Annotated in this window: 17 protein-coding genes; 6 read left to right on the plus strand and 11 right to left on the minus strand. The window is 39.2% G+C overall.

Features of this window, described 5'->3' with window-relative positions:
* The first annotated feature begins 15 nt into the window (after positions 1–15).
* From G504_RS0104100 to fucP, 6 genes are all read left to right on the plus strand, one after another.
* Positions 16–1,056, plus strand: a complete 1,041-nt coding sequence (locus tag G504_RS0104100; protein ID WP_019668870.1) for a sugar kinase — start codon at positions 16–18, stop codon at positions 1,054–1,056.
* A 16-nt stretch (positions 1,057–1,072) separates the two neighbouring features.
* Positions 1,073–1,741: a bifunctional 4-hydroxy-2-oxoglutarate aldolase/2-dehydro-3-deoxy-phosphogluconate aldolase gene (locus tag G504_RS0104105; RefSeq protein ID WP_019668871.1), complete on the plus strand. Its 669-nt coding sequence runs from the start codon at positions 1,073–1,075 to the stop codon at positions 1,739–1,741.
* 13 nt (positions 1,742–1,754) lie between these two features.
* Complete coding sequence (locus G504_RS0104110) at positions 1,755–3,407, plus strand: UxaA family hydrolase (RefSeq protein ID WP_019668872.1); 1,653 nt, start codon at positions 1,755–1,757, stop codon at positions 3,405–3,407.
* Between the two features lie 45 nt (positions 3,408–3,452).
* Positions 3,453–4,904, plus strand: coding sequence for a tagaturonate reductase (locus G504_RS0104115; RefSeq protein WP_019668873.1), 1,452 nt, complete (start codon positions 3,453–3,455; stop codon positions 4,902–4,904).
* 84 nt (positions 4,905–4,988) lie between these two features.
* A complete protein-coding gene (locus G504_RS0104120) occupies positions 4,989–5,789 on the plus strand; it encodes an SDR family oxidoreductase (protein WP_019668874.1) in 801 nt (266 codons plus the stop codon).
* 20 nt (positions 5,790–5,809) lie between these two features.
* Complete coding sequence (gene fucP, locus G504_RS0104125) at positions 5,810–7,144, plus strand: L-fucose:H+ symporter permease (protein ID WP_019668875.1); 1,335 nt, start codon at positions 5,810–5,812, stop codon at positions 7,142–7,144.
* Positions 7,145–7,225: 81 nt separating this feature from the next.
* Here fucP and G504_RS0104130 read toward each other — a convergent pair whose 3' ends face one another.
* The 11 genes from G504_RS0104130 to G504_RS0104180 all read right to left on the minus strand — a co-directional run bounded on the left by G504_RS0104130 (position 7,226) and on the right by G504_RS0104180 (position 23,276).
* Positions 7,226–8,734, minus strand: a complete 1,509-nt coding sequence (locus G504_RS0104130; RefSeq protein WP_019668876.1) for a sulfatase-like hydrolase/transferase — start codon at positions 8,732–8,734, stop codon at positions 7,226–7,228.
* A 59-nt stretch (positions 8,735–8,793) separates the two neighbouring features.
* Positions 8,794–10,230, minus strand: a complete 1,437-nt coding sequence (locus G504_RS0104135; RefSeq protein WP_019668877.1) for an arylsulfatase — start codon at positions 10,228–10,230, stop codon at positions 8,794–8,796.
* Positions 10,230–11,717, minus strand: coding sequence for a sulfatase (locus G504_RS0104140; protein ID WP_019668878.1), 1,488 nt, complete (start codon positions 11,715–11,717; stop codon positions 10,230–10,232). The genes G504_RS0104135 and G504_RS0104140 overlap by 1 nt, the downstream gene beginning before the upstream one ends.
* Before the next feature lie 61 nt (positions 11,718–11,778).
* Positions 11,779–13,404 carry a sodium:solute symporter gene (locus tag G504_RS0104145; protein ID WP_019668879.1) on the minus strand — a complete coding sequence of 542 codons (1,626 nt, stop codon included), beginning with the start codon at positions 13,402–13,404 and terminating at the stop codon, positions 11,779–11,781.
* Between the two features lie 276 nt (positions 13,405–13,680).
* On the minus strand, positions 13,681–13,863 hold the full coding sequence (locus tag G504_RS0104150; RefSeq protein ID WP_019668880.1) for a CPXCG motif-containing cysteine-rich protein: 183 nt from the start codon (positions 13,861–13,863) through the stop codon (positions 13,681–13,683).
* Positions 13,864–13,918: 55 nt separating this feature from the next.
* Positions 13,919–15,265 (minus strand): TolC family protein, encoded by a 1,347-nt coding sequence (locus G504_RS0104155; RefSeq protein ID WP_019668881.1) that lies wholly within the window; start codon positions 15,263–15,265, stop codon positions 13,919–13,921.
* On the minus strand, positions 15,262–18,564 hold the full coding sequence (locus tag G504_RS0104160; protein WP_019668882.1) for an efflux RND transporter permease subunit: 3,303 nt from the start codon (positions 18,562–18,564) through the stop codon (positions 15,262–15,264). Before G504_RS0104160 ends, G504_RS0104155 begins: the two co-directional genes overlap by 4 nt.
* Entirely contained in the window at positions 18,564–19,694 is a 1,131-nt protein-coding gene (locus G504_RS0104165) for an efflux RND transporter periplasmic adaptor subunit (RefSeq protein WP_019668883.1), read from the minus strand. Before G504_RS0104165 ends, G504_RS0104160 begins: the two co-directional genes overlap by 1 nt.
* Before the next feature lie 7 nt (positions 19,695–19,701).
* On the minus strand, positions 19,702–20,169 hold the full coding sequence (locus G504_RS0104170) for a MarR family winged helix-turn-helix transcriptional regulator (RefSeq protein WP_019668884.1): 468 nt from the start codon (positions 20,167–20,169) through the stop codon (positions 19,702–19,704).
* Positions 20,170–20,321: 152 nt separating this feature from the next.
* Positions 20,322–21,200, minus strand: coding sequence for a leucine-rich repeat domain-containing protein (locus G504_RS0104175; RefSeq protein WP_019668885.1), 879 nt, complete (start codon positions 21,198–21,200; stop codon positions 20,322–20,324).
* Positions 21,201–21,353: 153 nt separating this feature from the next.
* Entirely contained in the window at positions 21,354–23,276 is a 1,923-nt protein-coding gene (locus G504_RS0104180; RefSeq protein ID WP_019668886.1) for an ABC-F family ATP-binding cassette domain-containing protein, read from the minus strand.
* Positions 23,277–23,321 lie beyond the last annotated feature (45 nt).

Genomic DNA, 23,321 nt, shown 5'->3' on the forward strand with positions numbered 1-23,321 from the left:
AAATCAAATTAATTCATGAAAAAAGTAGTCACTTTCGGAGAAATTATGTTGCGCCTTGCGCCGCCGGGATTTTTGCGGTTTTCCCAAACAAATTCTTTCGATATAATATATGGCGGAGGAGAGTCTAATGTTGCTGTATCCTTAGCCAATTATGGCATACCGGTTAGTTTTGTAACACGTTTGCCCAAGAATGATCTTGGAGAATGCGCTTTGATGGAAATGCGCAAAAGAGGTGTTGGTGTCGAGGATATTATTTTTGGTGGAGACCGGTTAGGGATCTATTTTCTTGAAACAGGTGCGGTATCAAGGGGAAGCAAAGTAATTTATGACAGAGCCCATTCAGCAATTGCTGAAATTAAATCGGGTATGATTGATTGGGAAAAGGTTTTTGAAGGTGCCGGATGGTTTCACTGGACGGGTATCACCCCGGCCATATCACAAGGAGCAGCAGATGTATGCCTTGAAGCTGTACAAAAAGCCTCGGAAATGGGAATAACTGTATCTACTGATCTTAATTACAGGGCCAAGCTCTGGAAGTATGGGGTTGAGCCCGAAGGAATCATGACCAAACTAACCTCCTATTGCGACATTATTCTTGGGAATGAAGAAGATGCTGAAAAACACTTTGGGATTAAACCCGAAGGTTTAGACATCACTACGCAGGGTCATGATGTAAAAGCCGAAGCATTCCTTTCGGTCTGCCAGCAAATGATGGAAAAATTTCCAAGGGCTAAAAAAGTGATCACTACGCTAAGGGGTTCCCTTTCTGCCTCACATAATACCTGGGCGGGGGTAATGTATGATGGTACGACTTTATTTGAATCGCCCCAATATCAAATAACCCATATTGTAGACAGGGTTGGTGGAGGAGATTCTTTTATGGGCGGATTAATCTATGGATTATTAAAGTATCCGGGGGATGATCAGAATGCTCTAAATTTTGCGGTAGCAGCGTCTTGTTTAAAACACACTATAAAAGGAGACGCCAATTTGGTAACAGTAGAAGAGGTCCGAAAATTAATGGGTGGCGATGCCTCAGGCAGGGTAGCCAGATAATTATATATAACATATTATGGCAAAATATTCAAGATTAGAAGTGGCAATGACCATGCGAGAAAGCGGAATGATTCCTTTGTTTTTTCATTCCGATGCAGAACTTGGCAAAAAAGTACTAAAGGCCTGCTATGTTGGAGGTGCAAGGCTTTTGGAATTTACCTCCAGGGGTGATTTCGCCCATGAGGTATTTGCCGAACTCAATAAATATGCAATGGCCGAACTACCGGGAATGATACTGGGTGTTGGATCGATTACGGATGCCGGGGCAGCCTCCCTCTATATGCAATTAGGGGCTAATTTTATAGTCACACCTGTACTAAGGGAAGACATTGCACTAGTCTGCAACCGGAGAAAAGTGCTTTGGTCTCCGGGCTGTGGATCCCTGACTGAAATAGCAAGAGCCGAAGAATTAGGTTGCGAAATAGTAAAACTTTTCCCCGGTTCTACCTATGGCCCGGGTTTTGTAAAAGCCATTAAAGGACCTTGCCCATGGACAGACATTATGCCTACAGGAGGTGTCAGTACTGAAGAATCTAATCTCAGGGGATGGTTTGAAGCAGGTGTAACCTGCGTGGGAATGGGGTCAAAATTAATTTCAAAAGAAATTCTCGTTCAAAAAGATTTTAAGAAATTGGAAGAAGATGTAAGAAAGACGCTGGATTTAATTAAAGCTGTAAGGAGTTAATTACTTAAAAGTTATGCCCAAAAAATATGTTCAAATAGATCCCAGGGATAATATTATCGTTGCTATAACAGACCTTCAGGAAGGCACCATCACCGATATAAATGGTATAAAAATTATTCTAAAGGAAAATATCAGGGCCAAACACAAATTCGCCATGCAAAATTTTGGTATTGGTGATGAGATCTATATGTATGGTGTCCTTATTGGGAAAGCGGTTAAACCAATTAAAAGCGGCTGCGCAATTACCGTAGAGAATGTCAAACATGCGTCATCAGCCTATAATAGCACAAAAGAAAACTTTAAATGGACTGCACCGGATATTTCAAAATTTAAGGAACGGACATTTCAGGGGTATCACAGGGAAGGTGGCAGTGTTGGCACTGCTAACTATTGGTTGATCATTCCTATGGTGTTTTGTGAAAACCGGAATGTAGATGTCTTAGAAGCAGCCTTATCCGAAGCATTGGGATATATAACCAAAAAGGATTTTGCCGTGGACACCCAGGCATTGATAACTAAATATCAATCCGGGGCTGATGAAGAAGAAATATTTGCTACTTCTATTATCCATACCAAAGATGAAATATCTAAAAACAGGATATTCCCGAATGTTGATGGCATAAAATTTTTAAGGCATGACGGAGGTTGTGGCGGGGTCCGCCAGGATTCTGAAGCATTATGCAGTCTTTTTGCCGGGTATATAACAAATTCTAATGTAGCCGGCGCCACTGTATTGAGTTTGGGCTGTCAGAATGCAGAAGTCCGGCAACTGCAAGAGTTCATTGAGCAAAAGGATCCAGACTTTTCAAAACCTGTATATTACCTGCGACAGCAAAATAGCAGAAGTGAACGGGAATTTATTGAAGAAGCAGTAAAGCGTACGTTTATCGGATTGACAAAAGCCAATAAATCAGAAAGAAAACCAGCCCCATTGAGTAAATTGATTTTGGGTTTAGAATGCGGCGGGTCTGATGGATTTTCAGGAATTTCAGCCAACCCTGCATTGGGATATGCTTCGGATTTATTGGTTGCCTTAGGAGGTACAACAGTTCTTTCGGAGTTTCCGGAACTAAATGGTGTTGAGCAAGAACTTATCAATAGATGTGAAACCGACAAAGCCGCAAAAAAGTTTGCAGCGCTTATGGATGCGTATGCTGCAGCGGCCAAAGCAGTGGGCTCAGCGTTTGAAAACAATCCATCACCGGGCAATATTAAGGATGGCCTTATTACGGACGCCATGAAATCAGCCGGAGCTGCTAAAAAAGGGGGGACTTCCCCGGTTGTTGATGTGCTCGATTACACCGAAAAAATTACCAGGCCCGGATTAAACCTCCTCTGTACTCCCGGTAATGATGTGGAGAGCACAACCGGACTTGCAGGTTCCGGATGCAATATGATAGTGTTCACGACCGGTTTGGGGACCCCAACAGGTAATCCCATAGCCCCTGTTTTGAAGCTCTCCAGTAATACTCACCTGTACGAAAAAATGAAGGATATCATAGATATCAACGCAGGTACGGTAATAAGTGGTGAAGACAGTATTGAAAGTATGGGGGTTAAAATTCTGGATTACATCATAGCAACGGCTAGCGGTGAAATAACAGCCAAAGCAAATCTAAAAGGACAAAACGACTTTATTCCTTGGAAAAGAGGTATATCCTTATAATGGAATAATTTAAAAACCCCGAGATTCCGGTAAACAAAATAACTTTTGAAAGCACTAAACAGAAGCACTGTAACTGCCAATTCCTATCCGGAAAGAATACTGCAATTCGGGGAAGGTAATTTTTTGAGGGCCTTTGCGGATTGGATGATCCATGAAATGAACAAAAATGCCAGTTTCAATTCTGGCGTAGTTGTTATACAGCCCATAAAACAGGGGCTGGTCAGAATACTTAATGATCAGGATGGATTATATACCCTGTACTTAAATGGGATCAAAAATGGACAGGCGGTTAGTGAGCATCAAATCATAGATTGTATTCAAAGAGCTATTAATCCCTATCAGGAATATTCAGCCTTCCTGGCTATCGCTGAAAATCCGGACTTGCGTTTTGTAATATCCAATACCACGGAAGCCGGCATTGCATATCATAAAGCTGATAAATTAGGAGATTCTCCCCAAAAGAGTTACCCTGGCAAATTAACCGCATTTTTATACCACCGATTCCGGTCTTTTAAAGGTGCTTCGGATAAAGGATTAATTATACTGCCCTGCGAATTAATAGACAGAAATGGTGATAATTTAAAAAACATAATTCTTCAATATGCTGTTGAATGGGATTTGGCCGGGGAATTTACCAACTGGATCAATAAGCACAACATATTCTGTAATACTTTGGTAGACAGGATAGTCCCTGGATATCCTAAAAATAAAACAGACAGAATTACAGAAGAATTGGGGTACAAAGACAATCTGCTCGTTGAGGGCGAACAGTTTCATTTATGGGTCATTGAAGGCCCCAAAGAAGTTAAAGAGGAATTTCCTGCCATGCAGAGCGGGTTAAATGTTGTCTTTACAGATAACATGGAACCTTACAGAACCAGAAAGGTCCGGATATTAAATGGAGCACACACTTCGCTAGTCCCCGTAGGTTATTTGTATGGCATAGAAAAAGTACGTGAATCTTTGGAAGACCCGGTAGTGGGTGCATTTTTAAAAAACGCCATTTTCAATGAAATCTGCCCAACCCTGGATTTACCTGAAAAAGAATTGATTCATTTCTCAAATGATGTTTTAGACAGATTTAAAAATCCCTATCTGGACCATGCGCTGCTGAGTATATCACTCAATTCTATTTCTAAATACAAAACAAGGGTTTTACCCTCTGTCCTGGAATTTATCAAAAGAAAAAAAACACTGCCCAGGCATTTATTATTCTCGCTCGCGGCCTTGATTGTCTTTTATAAAGGTGAAAGGAATGGCGAACCAATTGAACTTGCCGATGATCCGGAAGTCCTGGCCTTTTTTGAATCAAACTGGGCCAAAGTAACTGGTTCTAAAGAAAGTATCACCCAAATGGTTAATTTGGTGTTGTCCAATTCTAATTTCTGGGACCAGGATTTAACCAAAATCGAAGGGGTCCAAAACGAAGTTATTTTGAGCCTTATTTCAATACTAGACAAGGGAATGCACGGAGCTATTTTAAACTTGGCAGATTAAACCCAAAATAAAGCATTGGAGCACTTCAGAATAAAGGAAATAAATTGAATATGATATAATTTTATAATCTAAAAACAGGAGTATATGGATTTGGGATTAAAAAACAAGGTAGTGGTGATATCCGGCGCAGCCGGAATGAAAGGTAGTATTGGCGAAACCATTTTACATAGTTTGGTTGAGGAAGGAGCTATTCCGGCAATTATTGACAGGAATGACAGGGCTATTGAATACATAGATGAAATTCGCAAAAATGGTATTGATGGCCTCTTTTGCAAAACAGATGTTACAGATCCTGAACAAATTAAAAAGGCAATTGAAACCATCACCAAAAAGTACGGAAGGATAGATGTAGTCATTAACAACGTAGGCGTAAATGATGGAGCAGGATTAGACGCAACTTATGAGGAGTTCATGGATTCATTAAAACTAAACCTGGTAAGCTTTTTTTTGATAGTTAAATATGCCGTACCATTTTTAAAAGAATCAAAAGGGAATATTCTGAATATAGGATCCAAAGTTGCTTTAACCGGACAGGGAGGAACGTCTGGTTATGCTGCTGCCAAAGGCGGAGTTCTTGGTCTAACGCGCGAATGGGCTGTAGACCTTATAGAATACGGTATTCGCTCTAATGCTATAATTATATCTGAATGCTGGACACCATCTTATAAAAGCTGGATAGAATCTATTGATAATGGGGACCAAAAACTTAAATCCATAATAAAAAATATTCCCCTTGAAAACAGAATGACCACTCCTCAGGAGATCGCCAATACATGCTTGTTTACCATTTCCGAAAAATCCTCGCATACAACCGGGCAGTTCATTACCGTTGACGGAGGTTATGTCCATCTGGACAGATCACTTTTAACACAGGAAAATGACTAAACATTCGGGAAATTATCATTATGGAAAATAAGAAAAGAATACCGGTAGTCTCTAAAGAGGTGTTAATCCCTTTTGTATTAATAACTTCTTTATTCGCTTTATGGGGATTTGCCAACGATATTACGAATCCCATGGTTTCTGCCTTTAAAAAGATTCTTGAATTGAACAATACCCAGGCATCCTGGGTTCAGATGGCTTTTTATGGAGGATACTTTACCATGGCTTTTCCGGCGGCCATGTTTGTAAAAAAATACACCTATAAAAAAGGAATAATCCTGGGGCTGATCCTTTATGCCATTGGTGCCCTTTTATTTTACCCTGCTGCGGCCTATGAAGAATTTGGTTTTTTTCTTGCGGCCTTGTACATTCTAACCTTTGGTTTGGCTTTTCTTGAAACTACGGCCAATCCGTTTATATTATCCATGGGAAATGAAGAAACAGCTACGCGCAGATTAAACCTAGCGCAGGCATTTAACCCTATTGGAGCCTTGACAGGTTTATTTATAGCACAAACATTTATTTTAGGTTCTCTGCAGTCAGATGACCTGGACGCACAAGGAAATGTAATTTATGACACCCTTTCTGAAACAGCAAAAACAGCTGTAAGATCATCAGATTTAATGGTTGTGCGCAACCCATACGTTATTCTTGGCTTGTTTGTATTATTCATGCTTGTTCTTATTGCACTCGTTAAGATGCCTGAGAAAAAAGAAGAAGCGGGGGGTTCAGTAACTTCTGCAGTAAAGCGTTTATTTAAGAACAAAAAGTTTGTCGAAGGCACAATGGCCCAAATGTTCTATGTTGGGGCGCAGATTATGTGCTGGACTTATATTTATCAATATGCGGAAACTTTGGGAATTGATAACCGAAGTGCCGTAACATATGCCTATTGGGCACTGATCCTCTTTTTAATTGGTCGTTGGGTCGGCACCTATTTATTAAAATATATCCCGTCCGGGAAATTGCTGATGTATTTCGCATTCGGGGCCATTGCCTTTACACTCGGAGCGATTTTTATACAGGGTATGACAGGTTTATATTCCCTTGTTGGTATATCATTGTGCATGTCTGTGATGTTTCCCACAATTTACGGGATTGCGTTAGAGGGTGTTGGTGAAGATGCCAAATTTGGAGCGGCTTTTTTAGTAATGGCCATAGTAGGTGGGGCAATTATGCCTGTTCTGCAGGGCTCCATTTTAGACTTTGGTGGTTCAGGTTATACCGATATTAAAATCCTTGGTGTTCCGGAGGTAAATTTTTCATTTGTATTACCTCTATTCTGTTTTTTTGTTGTGGCAATTTATGGCTACAGAACTTACAGTATTCATTCCGTTAAGAACCAGATTTGGTCATAAAGCAATGAAAGATAATCAGACAGGGCAATAAACCGGAAAAAAAATTAACTTATTGGCGGCCAGACCTGATATTTCAGATTTTTATAAAACATTCCTTTTTCTTACATGGCTAATATCCAAAGTATCATTCAACTGCCGTTGTAAGTCTAATAAATCCTGAAAAAGATCATCTACTTTAGCCTGATAAGATGGTTCATTTGAAAGATCATTGATTTCCTCAGGGTCCTTTTCCATATCATATAATAAAACCCTGTCCAGCCCGGGATATACTATAAGTTTGAATCCTTCTTTGCGAATCATCCTTTGCAGGTCTACATAGGCCCCATAAATGCCGTTATAGGAGCTTTTGGCCTGCTTTCCTTCCAACAAATCCATCAAACTGTTAAAATAAATATAAGCCGGTTTCTGTATTCCGGCCAATTCCAGACTTGTAGCCATTGCATCCTGTAAATATATATCCGCAGAAATTATTTTTCCTTCAGGAACATTTGGCCCCATTATGACAAAAGGTGCCCGAATACTGTGATCGTACTGGCTTTGTTTGCCTAGCAGCCCATGCCTGCCCATTGCCAACCCATGGTCTGCCGTAAAAATGATATAAGTATTTTGCATTTGCCCACTTTCTTCCAGACTATCTAAAATAACCCCTATCTGATCATCCAAATGGGTTATGAGCGCATAGTACTCCTGTATGTGTTTTTTAATGGCATATTCTGTTCTTGGAAAAGGAGCCAATGCTTCATCCCTTAAATCAGGCCCGTTCCCGATGCCATCTTTAAAAGGATATTCAGGCAAAAAGCTTTCAGGAACACTGATATTTTCCAAAGGGTATTTATCCAGGTAGGCCTGAGGTGCCTGCCTTGGGTCATGCGGCGCATTAAAAGCGAGATACATAAAAAAGGGTTTATCACTTTTTTTAGTGTTGGCAACAAAACCAAGCGCATCATCCTTTAAGACTTCACTCCAGTGTTTTCCTCCTTCCCAGTATCCGCCATATTTTGGATCTGCAGCTGACCAGCTTGAATCTGCCTCGCTTATCGGTCGGTTATAGCCGACAGGCATAAACTTACCGGGTGATGTATCGGTACCTGCAATACTTTTGAAATTCTCTATCATTTCATCATTTTTCCAGGCATCTTTTGGCATACCCGGTCTCACATGGACCACATTTTGAAAAACACTTTCCGCTTCTGCATCAACATGCCATTTTCCTGTCATATAGGTATCGTATCCTGCATTTTCCATAAGTTTACCCCAGGTTTGGTCCATACCTCTGCCGAGAAGCCACTCCTGTCGAAATTTATTAGCATTCCAAACACTTCTGCCCGATATCATCATAGCCCTTGAAGCCAGGCATACAGCTCCGTTCCAGGCTCCCATATTATAGGCGTGGCTAAAAGTCGTACCTGTGTTTACTAATCGATCAATATTAGGCGTTTGTATTTCTTTATTGCCCAAAGCATTAATTGCGGAATAAGTTAAATCATCCGCAAAAATAAAGACAATGTTGGGTTGCCTGTTTTCTTCTTTATTTTGTTCCAAACAAGAAGCAAATAAGAATAGGCCTGCCAATAGGATTAATTTTTTCATGACTTTAATATAGTTCGGTCAGAGGGTTGCAATAATGGAATACTATGACGAATTAAAAATTAATTAAACAATGGAAATAATTGTGATTCTACTCGCGCATCCTTCATCAATTGGTTCATTTTGCTCACTATTTCCGGATGTTCGGAGGAGATATCATTGTTTTCCCATTCATCTTCTGCAAGGTTATAAAGCTGAATTTTGGGATTGGGATCTTTTTGCAAATCGTATACTACCGCTTTCCAATCACCCATCCGTATAGCTTGCCGACCACCTCTTTCACTAAATTCCCAATAGAGATATTCATGCTTTTTTTGTTCCTTTTGTCCCAATAATTCGGGTAAAAATGAAATTCCATCAGTTTCCGATTTTAGTTGAACCCCTGCAATTTCAGCGCATGTTGGCATTATGTCCCAAAATGCGGAAATATGATTTGAGGTTGCTCCGGCCTTTACTTTATCCGGCCAAACTACGATCATAGGTGTGCGAATACCTCCTTCATAGAGATCCCGCTTTACTCCCCGCAAGCCGCCTGCACTATTAAAAAATTCAGGATTTGCGCCTCCTTCCTCATGAGGACCATTATCACTGGCGAACATAATTATTGTGTTCTTCTTAATTCCAAGTTCTTCCAATTTAGTTACTATTTGTCCTACATATGCATCCAGGCGGGTGACCATGGAAGCGAAAACAGCATAAGGCGAATCCTGAGAACAATATTGATGTGGTATAATGTCCGGACCATAATCAGAAGTATAGGAATTTGTTGGTAAATAAGGTTTTTCTTCAAATTTCCCCTTAAATTGTTGCAAGAGCGAGTCATTAGGCGAAATCAATTCGGCATGAGGTAGTACCAATGGTACATATGCAAAAAATGTTGTGTCTTTATTTTCTTCAATAAACCGCAAAGTGGCTTCCTGAATTTTATCCGGAGCATAGGTAATCGTATTCGTCCAATCATTTCCTTTTAAAAATTCCTTTGTTTCATTATGCCATAAATAAGGAGGATAATACCTGTGTGCCATGCGCTGGCAATTATAACCATAAAACTCATCAAATCCCTGTTTATTTGGATCTCCCTCTTCACCAATAAAGCCGAGGCCCCATTTCCCAAAAGCTCCAGTCTTATAACCAGCTTCTTTGAGTAATTCGGCAAGAGTCAAAGAAGATGCCGGCAAAGAACTTTGCCCCTCAATTTTCAGTTCCTTGTTACCCCGAATAGGGGTATGTCCTGTGTGTAAGCCGGTCATTAAAGAAGACCGTGAAGGTGCACAAACGGTAGACCCACTATAATGCTGTGTAAATTTCATGCCCTGCCTGGCAAGATTATCCAGGTGGGGTGTCTGAAAGTTATGCTGTCCGTAGCAACTCAAATCACCATAACCCAAATCATCTGCCAGAATATAAATGATATTGGGCTTTAATTCTTTCTCCTGCTTTACTTCCGAGCAGGATAACACAAAAAGTGAACTTAGGAGGAATATTATAGTTTTCTTCATTAGTCAGCCTTCCTTAAATGTTCCAAAAATTCCTCATCCGGCCTATTTCTCCACTGCCCTGCTTTCCAGGAGCTTTCATATTCTTCCATAAACTGAGGATTAGTTTTTGGTAATTGTGCATTTACATCTTTCCGCCAGGTATTTAAATCGTTTTGAAGTTCCACCACCTTTTCCGGATAACTTAATCTCAGGTTGTTGTTTTCACCAATATCTTCTTTAAGGTTATAGAGCTCCACCTCTTCATTTTCAAAAATCTCAATTAGTTTCCAATCGCCTTTGCGTATTGCGCTATAAGGCTTTGCTCCCTCCAAATGATAATGTGGATAATGCCAGTATATGGCATTCCTGTGAATATCTGCTCCCGAAGTTAAAAGAGGAGTGAAATCTATCCCATCTATATTTTCAGTAGAATGCTCTTCTAGCTTAATACCTGTTAATCCAAGTATAGTAGGATAAATATCCGCAGAAATTATAGGAGTATCAGCAACCTGTCCTTCTAAAATATTATTGGGCCAATGAACAATAAAGGGAACCCTGACACCTCCTTCATAGACATCTCCTTTTCCGGAACGCAGCGGCAAATTTGAGGTAACTTTTTTTCTGTTATTTTCGTAATTGCCCCTAAGCCCACCATTATCACTGGTAAAAATAACAATTGTATTTTCAAGCATCCCGCTTTCCTCCAGCTTGTTCAATACTTTACCAACAGCATCATCCATATGCTCCACCATGGCAGCGTATATGGGATTTTGATGATTGGCACCTTGCTCAACTTGTTTTTCGTATTTTGTTATCTTATCGGCTTTCGCCTGCAGGGGGGTATGTACGTTATAGAACCAGAAGTTCATAAAAAATGGTGCCTTCTCCTGCTTATTTTCTTCAATAAATTCCAGGGCTGCATCTCCTAATCGTTCAGTAAGGTATTCTCCTTCTGGTCCATCACTTAAACGGGGGTTTAAATAAGGCGGGAAGTAACCATTTCCTCCATCTCTTTTTTGTGGGGCACCCATTGACCAGCCACCTATATTGATGTCAAATCCCTGAAATTCCGGCCAGTATTTGTCTTCTTCTCCCAAATGCCACTTCCCAATATGGATCGTTTTGTAGCCTGCCTTTTTGAATACTTCAGCCAATGTGGTTTCTTCCTGTGCCATATATTGCGTCCACTCCGGAATTTTCAATTTGGCAAAGGGTTTTTTATGCCCGCTTATCCAATCTGTACAATTGATCCGGGCCGGATATTTACCGGTCATTATGCTTGCTCTGGATGGCGAACATACGGTGCAGGTAGCATATGCGTCAGTAAATAACATGCCATTTTTGGCAAGCCTGTCCACATTTGGTGTCTGATATAAATCGCTCCCATAACTGGACAAATCAGTCCAGCCCAGGTCATCTACGACAAAAAGAACTACATTGGGTTTACCCTCCTTTGCTGAATTGCAGCTGACTATAAAAATTAACAAAAGCAGGAGTAAGGAACGCATCTACTGTCTATTTATAAAATTTTCATATTTAATCCTATATATTTCAACCGGCAGGTTCAATCTATAAAGCAAGTGTACTAAATGAAATCATGATATATCCCACAATTGCGAGAATCACTATAGAAGTAACAATATCCACCCAATTGTAACTGGCTTTATTTTCCGCCCTTTGTTCCCGGCTAATTGTTCCAAAAGTAAGGCCCTGCAATTGTGCCTGGGAGGGAGCCGGGTACATCATACTAACAACAACCGCTATTCCTATGCACATTGCAAAGAAATAGGCTCCAAAAACCAGCCAATTTATATCTGCAATGACATAAAGAAAACTCCCTTCTGTAAATCCCGATTTTACAATCTCCAGGGTTAGCTTTCCAAAACCAATGATAAAACCACCAATTAAAGTGGCTATAGCACCGTTGGCATTAATGCGCTTATAAAATATGCCCAGCAAGAAAACAGCGGCTATGGGAGGAGAAATATAGGCCTGTACATTTTGAAGGTACTCATAAAGTCCATCGGAAAGTGTTGTAATAATCGGGATCCATAAAAGACCAAGACCAACCACAAAAAAGGTGGCAATTCTGCCTGTTTTCACCAATTCTTCTTCCGGCTTTTCCGGTTTGAGTTTTTTATAAATATCGAGAGTAAATAAAGTAGAACAGGAATTAAATACAGAAGCAAGAGAACTCATCAAAGCTGCCAACAATCCTGCTGCAACCAATCCCCGAAGTCCGGAGGGCATTAAGTTGCTCATTAACACGGGAAAGGCCTCATCCGGACTATCCCAGTGAAGTTTGCCCTGCATTTTAAGAGCAAGTGCAATAACTCCCGGTATTAAAAAAAGGAATACGGGCATAAGTTTCAAAAGCGCTCCAAAAATACTTCCTCTCCTGCCCTCCTTTATATTTTTAGCCGACAGTACCCTTTGAACAATTACCTGATCTGTACACCAATACCAGATACCCACTACTGTACTGGTAATAAAAAGCGGAAGCCATGGATAATCGGGGTCAGAATTTGGGCGCCACATATTGAAATATTCCGGTCCTATTGTTTCCTTAAGCTCACCCCATCCTCCTACGGCATCCAAACCCAGAAAGGTCAATATGCCTGCGCCAAGTACCAGTATAACGGCCTGGATTGTTTCTGTATAAACCACGGCCCGCATACCTCCCAATACTGTATAAACACCTGTAAGAACTACCGTGGCAACTGCCCCGATCCAAAAAGGAATGCCCAGCAAAGCTGAAACCACTACACCTCCGGCATAGATAGTAACAGAAACTTTAGTCAATATATAGGCTATTAAGGAAACCACAGATAAGACCCATCTGGATCTTGAATCGAATCGTTTTTCAAGAAATTCCGGCATAGTAAATACCCCGCTGCGAGCATAGAAAGGAAGAAATACCCAGCCCAGCATTAAAACAATCCAGGCATGTAACTCGTAAATAAGCAAAGGCATTTTATCTCCGGCACCATTGCCCGCAAGGCCTACAACATGTTCAGAACCTATGTTTGAAGCAAAAATGGAGGCACCAACGATAAACCACCCAATGTTACGACCGGCAAGAAAATAATCTTCAGTATTCTTTTGTTTTTGTTTTATAACCCACCATGCAACTCCAAGTAATAGAAGAAAGTAGATTGTAATTACCACCCAGTCTAAGGTATCCAGTCCTTTCATAAATTATGATTTTAAAGGCCATTTCCTTCTAAAAAGAAAAATGGAATAAATGCTTGGAACAAAGTCTTACGCCAGGTAAGATAATCAAAACCTATTAACTATAAATTTTTATGAAGAAAATTGATCGGGTGTATGAGTTATTCTAAATTAAATGAAAGAGTGGATTAAATATAAAATATATAGGAATCCGGAGCCAAAGGGTAAGATGCTTTGGAAACGCAAATAAAAGTAAAAGCCAATGTGTTAAATTTTATAAAATAATGGAGTAAGGTATACTTATTGTTCCAGGCTATTGCCCTGGAAACTTTCGAGAATATTGTTATTAAATTGTGCTGCAACTTCTATCGGGTTACAACAAATCTCACAATCTTCCACGTAATTCTGCTGTTTGACGGAAGGATCTAACAGCATTGAAATTTCTTCCCAGCAATAAGGGCACTGAAAAAAGTGTTCATACATTTAAGTTATGCAACATTAAATTATTAATAGATTTTATGGAATTTGAGGAATTACATTAAAAATCTACATTCAACAATTGCCCGGTTAAATCCAATAGCTGTAATTCAGCCAGTTTAGCATCGTATTTAGCCAGGTTTTTGGTTGTTTGTGCAGTTAAAAGATTTATCTGTGCCTGTCGGAATTGAATTGAAGTAATTCTCCCAAGCTGGTATTGTTCCCTTGATCTTTCAAAGTTATTCTGATTGGTAATAACAGCTTTCTCCTGTATTTCATATATCGTCAATCTGTTTTCGTAAGTTTCCAGTGCATTCTGGATATCCCTTGCAACTTCCAGTTCAACCTGCTTCTTTAATAACTCCTGATTTTCATAAACTATTTTAGCGTTTCGAACCCTGGTTATTGTGTTTCCTCCATCGAAAAGGTTCCAGGTAAATCCGGCCCCAACGGTAAAATTTTGATTGTTATTAAGGGTACCAGGAAAGAAAGCGGATGCCGGATTCTGGTTTAAATTCCAGCCATAAGAACCTGTCAAACCAATGACAGGTAAATAACCCGATTTACTCACTTTGATATCATATTCATTTATTGCCAAATTTCGTTCAGTTTGCAGAATAGCCAGATTGTTTAAGGATACATCATCTATCATTGCCTGAATTTCGAGCATTGGGATAAAATTTATCAGGGTATCTACTTCATAATCAACCATAAGATCCTGATTTAGGACAACATTTAAATCTCTTTTGGTATTTTGTAATAATTGCTGTGTATTCAGTAGGATAATACTATCGTTTGTTACATCTACCTCAGCATTTAATACATCAAGCTGGGTGTTTTGGCCATACTCAAATGCATATTGCGCCCTTTCAATCCTATCTTTTGAAACCTCTAAAGCCTCCTTCTGGGCGTATTCATTTTCAGATAAACGGGCTACCTCAAAATAGATGCTGAGCAGTTGAAGTATCGTACTCTGAATAGTTTCCCTCGCCTGCAATTCTGTCAACTGATATTGTTCCTTAAGTCGCTTATAATTATAGGTACGGCCCAAACCATCAAATAAGGTATAATTAAGATTGAAACCCGCACCATAACGTTTCGTTTCTGCATTATTAATTTCTACATCCGGTCGGGGATTTCCGTTATCATCAACCTGACCAGGAAATTCGATGGTATTATTATCCTCGGCAAAACTTGCGTTGGCTGTTCCGGTAAGGGTAGGCAAAAATCCTGAATTTAAAATATCCTGATTATTATCTGCAATTTCTACCGTATTTTCGGCAACTTTTATTCCAAAATTCTGCTCTAAGGCAAGAGTGATAGCCTCATTTTTTGACAATACATTTTCCTGTGCTTTAGCATTAAAACCCATTGCTAAAAGCACAACAATCCAGATATAGTTTTTCATTTTTCTTTACCTTCTAATTCAATTGAAGCTTCTTTTTTGTTTTCTCCTTTCACAGAATTGTTAGGAGATTCTTTAATAAGTTTTGTAACTAATTGATTCTGTTGTTGAAGTTCCTCTTTTTGTTCTTTTATTGCACGTTCAACATCTTCCTTTGCAACCATATCTCCGGTCACCAGCCATTTAAACTGTACTTTAACCTTATTGCTAAAAGACAGGAAAATAGGCAACATTACAAGTGTAAGAACGGTAGCAAAAGCAATCCCGTAGGAAATTGAAATTGCCATAGGAATGAGGAAACGCGCCTGTCTGCTTTGCTCCAACATAAGTGGTGCCAACCCGGCAACAGTTGTCAAAGAGGTAAGGAAAATTGCTCTAAAACGTGACTTTCCTGCATCAAAAATTGCATCATCAAAGGTCATTCCGGACCGCAGGTTGTTATTGAATTTTCCTATGAGTACCAGACCATCGTTCACCATAACTCCAATAAGCGCAATAATTCCAAGCATAGAAATAATGTTAATAGGAAAATCATGAATCCAATGCCCCCATGCAACTGCAGTTAAACTAAAAGGCACCAGTAATAACAGCATCAAGGGTTGGCTAAAACTTCGGAAAGTAAAGGCTATAGTAACATAAATCAAAAACAATACTGTAAGGCCTACCATTCGAAGTGATCTAATAAGTTTCCCAGCCTCCCTGTTCTGACCTTCGTAAGATGGTGTTACTGTGGGATACCTCGATAAGATATCCGGCATTACTTCTGTCCTTATCTCTGTCATTACATCCGTGGCACTTACAACTTTTTCATCCTTTAAATCGGAGGAAATCTGTATTTCTCTCTGTCCGTTTAAATGGTTTATTGCCACCTCTCCCCTTACGATGTTATAACTCGCTATTTCTTTTAAAGGAATCCTGCTGCCATTTGGGGTGACGATACGCATTTCATCCAAATCTGTGATAGATGATCTGTTTTCTCTGTCGTATCTTACCCATACCCGGATTTCATCCTGTCCCCTTTGAAAACGCTGTGCCTGAACTCCAAAAAATCCGGCCCTTACCTGGTTCATAACAGATCTAAGATTAAGTCCTAACAAATAGGCATTATCTTTAAGTTGAATTCTGATTTCCTTTATCCCCACCGGATCGTTGTCCGCTATATCTTTCAGTGCAGGGTTATCCATCATAGCTTTTTTCAACTCCTCTTTCGCGGCTTTCAATTCCTGGATGTTATAGCCTAACAATGAAACAGATACAGGATCACCTCCAAAATTACCCCCTGAACCATAGATCAGACTTTCAACCCCTATTACAGGCCCTACTAATTCCCTCAACCTATTGGATACAAGTTCAGAGACAATGGCATTCGGTCTTTCTTCACCAGGCAATAAGTTTATAGTAAGTGTCGCTGCTGATGAGCCAGGCCCCAAATTTCTTATTACATTTTCAAAAAGCACTTTTCCTGTACCCTTGAGATATTGTTCAGTTAACTCCTGATTGACAATTTCTGCCTTCTCTTCAATCAATGAAATAATAGAATCTGTAACCTTCTCATGTGTTCCGTTTGGCATCAATAACTCTACCTGGACCCTATCACTGGCAACCCTGGGGAAAAAAGAAGTTCGAATGATTCCACCCCCAATAGATCCGAAAGTGAGGATTAGTGCAAAAACGAAAAAAGAAAAAGTCAATAATTTATAGCGCAGGGCAAATTTTAGTGTGGGACTATATGCTTTATCGCGGAACCAAATCATAATCTTGTCTCCACCTTTATTGATAGCTCTTAGCTTGGAAAATATTTTAGCAATCCCAGTCTTTGGTCTTTTATCTTCCTTGTGTAAGGCTTTGGAATGAGCCAGGTGAGCTGGAAGTATTATAAGAGCTTCTACCAGAGAAACTACCAGAGTAAGTATGACTATTACAGAAACTTCCCCGAAAAATTCTCCTATCCGTCCATCAAGAAATAAGAATATTGAGAAAGCTAGTACCGTTGTTATGATTGCAGATACAATCGGAGGAATTACTTCCATAGTGCCGTCTATTGCAGCCTGTACCGGTGTTTTCCCTCTCTCGTAATGCTGGTAAATATTTTCCGCAATTACAATCCCGTCATCCACAAGAATTCCAATAACGATGATCATCCCAAAAAGTGAAAGTATATTTATCGTGACATTAAACAAACCTGCAAAAACGAACATTCCCAAAAATGCTACAGGTAACCCAAATGCAACCCAAAAAGCCAAACGTGTATTCAAAAAAATCGACAAAAAGATCAAAACCAGGATCATACCCATTATAGCGTTCTTGGTAAGTAATTCTGTTCGCTGATTAAGTGTGGTGGACTGGTCATTGACCACATTTAATTTTATATTATTGTGTTTCTGATTAAAATCATCAATATAATTCCGGACTTTTTCAGCAGATGAAATAAGATCTTCGGTATTGGTGCTTGTAATAGAAGTGCGCACAGAAAGTTCTCCATTAAAATAAGATGCGTTTGGAGATTCTGCAAAACGATCCCTTATAATGGCCACATCCTTTAATCTTATTGTTTGCCCATCTTCATCTGCCCGAATAATTAAATTAGTAAGCTCATCCCCATAATAGGATCTATTATTAGCTCTGATAAGGTATTCCTCTTCACTGGTCTTAATATTACCTCCGGTTACAAGAATATTAGCATTGGATACTGCTTCTGCAACCTCTGAAAATGACATTCCATAGGCCCGTAAATTGTTCTCATCAACTGCGATTTCAATTTCTTCCTGAGGATAACCTCCCATTTCAATCTGAGAAATTCCATCAATTGCCCGAATATCATTTTCTATCTGACGTCCAATTTGTTTTAAAGTTGCAAGTGGAATATCCTTACCACTTATTGCAAAACTTATAGTTTGTCTTATAGCTTCCAACTTTGAGACAATAAGTGGCTCCATTCCAGTTGGGAAGGTTGGCACTCTGTCTACAGCATTCTTTACCTGTAAAAGCATAAAATCTACATCTCTTCCTTTCTCAATCTCTACATTGATATTTCCACTGTTCTCCCTGGATGTAGAAGTAACCCGATCTACTCCTTCAAGACCCTTGAGATTATCTTCGATTTTCAGCACAATACCCTCTTCCACTTCCTGTGGGGAAGCCCCGGGATAGGTAATGTTAATAGAGATGTTCTTAGAAGCTATAAGAGGGAAAAATGAAGATTTTAACGACGTTGCTCCTACAATACCAAAGATGAAAAACCCAATGATTATAACATCAACGGCGACATGATATTTAATAAAATAAGAGATTACTTTTTTCATTAGTTTTCTGTTTTGGCTGTTTCTCCCATATATTTTTTGACCAGCATACCCGCATATGCTCCAACAACGGGCTTCGTTAAAATAGAAATCCCATCTGGAACTTCCTTCAGAACTACTTTTCTATCAGAAAAATAAACAGGCCTTACATCGATAATGTCGAGTACCGAATCTCGCACGACAAAAATCTGGTTGTTTTCCAGCAATAAGTTTCTGTCTATTTCAATGGCTTCAATCTCCTCCTTTGCATTGAGGTTTGCTTCTAGATACATGCCCTCTTTAAGATCCGGGTCACTTACCTCAATAAACGCTTTAATGGTTTGTGTAGCTAAATCAATATTCCCGTTAATTCTGGAAACGACCCCTTTGTATGTTTTGGTACGATCCAGATTAACAAGGTCCACATGCTCATTAAGTTTTAAAAGATCACTATAAGTCTTACTGACCGAAACTTCTAATTCATAGATATCTGTGTTTATAAATTCTCCTAATTTCTGACCTGACCGCACAAGAGTGCCTTCAGTAACAAGGGCCTCTGTTAACACCCCATTAAAAGGGGCTGATATTCGATATTTACGCAAACGTTGTTCCTGATTCTTAACATTGTAGTAGTTAGTTATGATTCCACGGCCTGAAATAAAGAACTTTTCCTTCTCGCTGGTCATTTCAGGAAGCGGTGGGGTAGTTTGATCAAGGTCAAAACTACTAAGATACGCCTGCCATTTTGGAAATACTTCGGGATAATCCAGACGAAGGTCAGGCATAATGGAAGTGATCAAATTGTATAAATTACTTTTGGAAGACTGTACACTGGCATAATACTCAGAGGCATCAATTTTGATAACAGTCTCACCTGCGAAATAGCGCTGACCAGGTTTAAACAGCCTGTTCCCTTTTTGGAATACGCCCTGCACCTCGGAATAGAGTTCTACTCTCCTTTTGGCCTTCAGATTCCCATGCGCCTGTACAACAATAGGAACAGTCCCATTGGAGACCGTCTCTGTAAAAACAGTTTTCACTACTTTTTCTACTTTTGCCTTGGGCCTGGTTTTACTGTTAGCAATTTGTTTGGCCAGAAAAAAGGAGGCTATTATTATTAAGATTCCTAGTATTGATAAAATTATCTTTCTCATTCGATTGTTAATTAATTTGGGACTCTACTGAGCTTATGTTTTTTTGAATACGCTCAAGAGTGTTTATAAGTTGATATATATTTTCTTCTTTAATATTTTTTTCCATTATTTTTTTAAGTCCAACTATTATGGGCCGGGTCTGTCTAAATGTTATTCTTCCGGTTTCAGTAAGGAAAACGCGGTTTACCCGCTTATCGAATTCATCCTGTTCTCTGGATATATAATTTTTACGTTCCATTTTAGCCAGTAATCTCGCCAGAGAAGATTTGTCCCTTAAAGTCAGATATGCCAATTCATTTTGAATAAGGCCATCATTTTCATGTAATTTTTTAAGGACCACCATTTGCTCTTTACTAAGATCAAGCCCCTCGCTTTGAAAAGCTTCGTGCAAATAGTTGTCGACCATCTTGGCAGTACTACCGATCCACCGACCTACAGACGAATCAAAATCTACTAAAATATCTAAATTGTTCATGCGACAAAGATAACGCCAAATTTTATTAGTTGCATATGCAACTAACGTTAAATAAATCATAATTTATGTTTAAATTTTTTACTTTATTATAAAACAAAAAGGGATGCGATATGCATCCCTTTGGCTGAACTAACTAAAGTATAAATCAACTACTAATGTTCTTCTTCGTCCTCAAATTTCGTATCTGCCATGCGCGTTTTGGAAAAATTGACATCTTTGAAATCTAATTTTACATCGTCCTTATCATAGTCAAAAACCAAAAACTCTCTAGTATTCATAAGTTCCAGGTTTTTGTAAGAATTAAATTTGTTATTCTGAATTTGAAACACCTTCAAACTGGCCAATTGACCAAATTCCTTCGGAATCGCGCCGCCCAACTGATTATTAGCAAGTACCAGTTCTTTGAGCAAAACCAGTTGTCCCAGGTTTCCGGGGATATCACCTTCCAGTGCATTCTCAAAAAGTCCGAGGCTTTCAAGTCGGCTAAGATTTCCTATGGAATCGGGTATATGACCCTCAAAATTATTACTGGACAAATTTAAAACCCTCAGGTTAACTATATCTCCAATACTTTCAGGAATATTTCCCGAGAAAAAATTATTGAAAGCGGTGAGCTCTAGCAATTTTACCATATTTCCTAGCTCCGAAGGAAGTTTACCTTTCAATCTGTTCATCTCTATTTTTAGTACCTCCAGATTTTGTAACCGGGAAATTGTAGCTGGCAATTCTCCACTCAGGGTATTAAATGCAAGGTTCAGAATCCTCAGGTGCGTAAGCTTACCGATGCTCTGGGGTATTATTCCTGAAAGATTATTACGAAATAAACTTATCTCCACTACATGGTTCCCTTCAACAGTAACCCCATACCATTCGGAAACAGGCTGGTCCATGTTCCACTGTTTTACCCAGGACGTACCATTAGTGCTTTTATAAAGATCCAATAAAGCCATTTTTTCGGCTTTACTAACCTTTGCTTGCATCATCTGATTAGATGTTATTAATATAACCAGAAGCAGGAGCAGCTTTTTCATAAGATCAGACTTTAAGAAATACTTTACATCACTAAAGAATTGCCTTACAAATATACCAGATTGTATAGACAAAAAACCTAATTAATCGATAAAGTGCTTGTATTTGTTGTGAAAGGCTGTTTTTATGTTGTAAAAATTTTTTTGTCTTACATTTTATTCCTCTACCTCAGTGTTTTCAAGCTCTAAAGTTACTTTTTCCCAATTGGTCATCAATTCCTCCAGCTCCTTTTTTTTAGCCTGATAAGAATCAAAAAAGTCCGGAATAGCAATTGTAGCATCATAATCCATCAGCAGGTCATGATCTATCCTGGCAATCTCCTTCTCTAATCCGGCTATATTACTTTCAAGAGTACTTAACTTATTCTTTAACGACTTTAGTTTTTTCTGACTTTCGTAATCTGAAGGCTTATTGTTGCGTTTTTCTTTCTTTTTCGAATCGATTTGTTTCTTTTCAATCTCCCTGAAATCATCAACTTTTCGCTGTTCAAGAAAATAATCAATATCCCCTAAATACTCTTTAATTTTTTTCTCCTTAAACTCATAAACCTTGTTGGTAAGCCCCTGCAGAAAATCCCTGTCATGCGAAACTACAACCAATGTGCCTTCAAACTGTTTTAGCGCCTCTTTCAAAACATGTTTGGATTTGATATCCAGATGATTTGTTGGCTCATCCATAACCAGAACATTAAAGGGCTGAAGCAACATTTTAGCCAACGCCAGCCTGTTCCTTTCTCCACCTGACAAAACCTTGACATATTTATCTACATCATCCCCGCTAAAAAGGAATGACCCCAAAATATCTCTAACTTTGCTCCGGTTTTTCTCATTCGCGGCATCTATCATCGTGTCTAGTATGGTTTTATTACCATCCAGATAGTCCATTTGATTCTGGGCAAAATAGCCTATCTCTACATTATGGCCAGCTTTTAGTCTTCCCTGATATTCCAATTCGCCTACAAGGATTTTAGCTAAAGTAGTTTTCCCTTGCCCGTTCTGGCCTACAAAAGCCGTTTTGCTGTCCCTTTCTAAAATTATGTCTACGCCATTTAATACTTCTTTATTGCCATAACTTTTGGAAAGCTCCTCCATTTCAAAGATTACTTTTCCGGGGGTTACAGAGATTGGAAAGCGCAATTTCATGGCGCTGAGGTCGTCCTCATCCACCTCAATTCGCTCCATCTTGTCGAGCTTCTTAATCAGAGACTGAGCCATAGAGGCTTTTGAAGACTTGGCCCGGAATTTATCAATTAACCGCTCAGTTTGCTGAATTTCTTTCTCCTGGTTTTTTCTGGCGCTAAGTTGTTGCGCTTTTATTTCGTCCCTGAGTTTTAAATATTTAGTATATGGCTTATTGTAATCATAGATTCTGCCAAGAGATATTTCTATTGTTCTGTTAGTAACATTATCCAAAAACATTCTATCGTGAGAAACCAGCACCAGTGCCCCGGTAAAATTAAGAAGGAACTGCTCCAGCCATAGTATAGAATCAATATCCAAATGGTTGGTAGGTTCATCCAATAAGAGAACATCATTGTTCTGCAGGAGTAATTTGGCCAATTCTATGCGCATCCGCCATCCACCGGAGAATGTGTCTGTACTTTTGTTAAAATCTTCCCTTTTAAAACCAAGGCCTAAAAGGATTCTTTCTGTCTGACCCTGATAATTGTAGCCTCCATGAACTTCATATTGATGGGTTAAATCATTTAAGTCTATTATCAATTGATTGTAAACATCACTCTCATAATCGGTTCGTTCGGCTAATTGTAAATTTATATGCTCCAACTTCTGTTCAAGGGCTTTCAATTCAACAAAAGCTTCGTAAGCTTCCTCCAGGACAGATCTTCCATATTCAAAATCAAGATCTTGCTTCAGACAGCCTATTTTTATATCTTTTTCTGTGGCCAGTGTACCGGTGTCAGGACTCATTTCTTTAGAAAGAAGTTTAAGCAGGGTAGATTTCCCGGCGCCATTCTTACCAATAAGTCCTACCCTATCCCCGGCATTTAATCTGAAAGCGATTTCTTTAAACAGGTATTCTCCTCCAAAAGAAACAGAAAGATTATGAATATGTAGCATTTTTTGTAATTGATGTTACAAGTATAAACTTCTTAAAATTGTAGT

The organism is Eudoraea adriatica DSM 19308 (genome assembly GCF_000382125.1).
In the GTDB taxonomy this organism is placed as follows: domain Bacteria; phylum Bacteroidota; class Bacteroidia; order Flavobacteriales; family Flavobacteriaceae; genus Eudoraea; species Eudoraea adriatica.

Bases quoted from the DNA above. Each gene is read 5' to 3' on its own strand.
- G504_RS0104100 (WP_019668870.1), top strand. From the start codon at position 16: ATGAAAAAAGTAGTCACTTTCGGAGAAATTATGTTGCGCCTTGCGCCG.
- G504_RS0104105 (WP_019668871.1), top strand. From the start codon at position 1,073: ATGGCAAAATATTCAAGATTAGAAGTGGCAATGACCATGCGAGAAAGC.
- G504_RS0104110 (WP_019668872.1), top strand. From the start codon at position 1,755: ATGCCCAAAAAATATGTTCAAATAGATCCCAGGGATAATATTATCGTT.
- G504_RS0104120 (WP_019668874.1), top strand. From the start codon at position 4,989: ATGGATTTGGGATTAAAAAACAAGGTAGTGGTGATATCCGGCGCAGCC.
- fucP (WP_019668875.1), top strand. From the start codon at position 5,810: ATGGAAAATAAGAAAAGAATACCGGTAGTCTCTAAAGAGGTGTTAATC.
- G504_RS0104130 (WP_019668876.1), bottom strand. From the start codon at position 8,734: ATGAAAAAATTAATCCTATTGGCAGGCCTATTCTTATTTGCTTCTTGT.
- G504_RS0104135 (WP_019668877.1), bottom strand. From the start codon at position 10,230: ATGAAGAAAACTATAATATTCCTCCTAAGTTCACTTTTTGTGTTATCC.
- G504_RS0104140 (WP_019668878.1), bottom strand. From the start codon at position 11,717: ATGCGTTCCTTACTCCTGCTTTTGTTAATTTTTATAGTCAGCTGCAAT.
- G504_RS0104145 (WP_019668879.1), bottom strand. From the start codon at position 13,404: ATGAAAGGACTGGATACCTTAGACTGGGTGGTAATTACAATCTACTTT.
- G504_RS0104150 (WP_019668880.1), bottom strand. From the start codon at position 13,863: ATGTATGAACACTTTTTTCAGTGCCCTTATTGCTGGGAAGAAATTTCA.
- G504_RS0104155 (WP_019668881.1), bottom strand. From the start codon at position 15,265: ATGAAAAACTATATCTGGATTGTTGTGCTTTTAGCAATGGGTTTTAAT.
- G504_RS0104160 (WP_019668882.1), bottom strand. From the start codon at position 18,564: ATGAAAAAAGTAATCTCTTATTTTATTAAATATCATGTCGCCGTTGAT.
- G504_RS0104165 (WP_019668883.1), bottom strand. From the start codon at position 19,694: ATGAGAAAGATAATTTTATCAATACTAGGAATCTTAATAATAATAGCC.
- G504_RS0104170 (WP_019668884.1), bottom strand. From the start codon at position 20,169: ATGAACAATTTAGATATTTTAGTAGATTTTGATTCGTCTGTAGGTCGG.
- G504_RS0104175 (WP_019668885.1), bottom strand. From the start codon at position 21,200: ATGAAAAAGCTGCTCCTGCTTCTGGTTATATTAATAACATCTAATCAG.
- G504_RS0104180 (WP_019668886.1), bottom strand. From the start codon at position 23,276: ATGCTACATATTCATAATCTTTCTGTTTCTTTTGGAGGAGAATACCTG.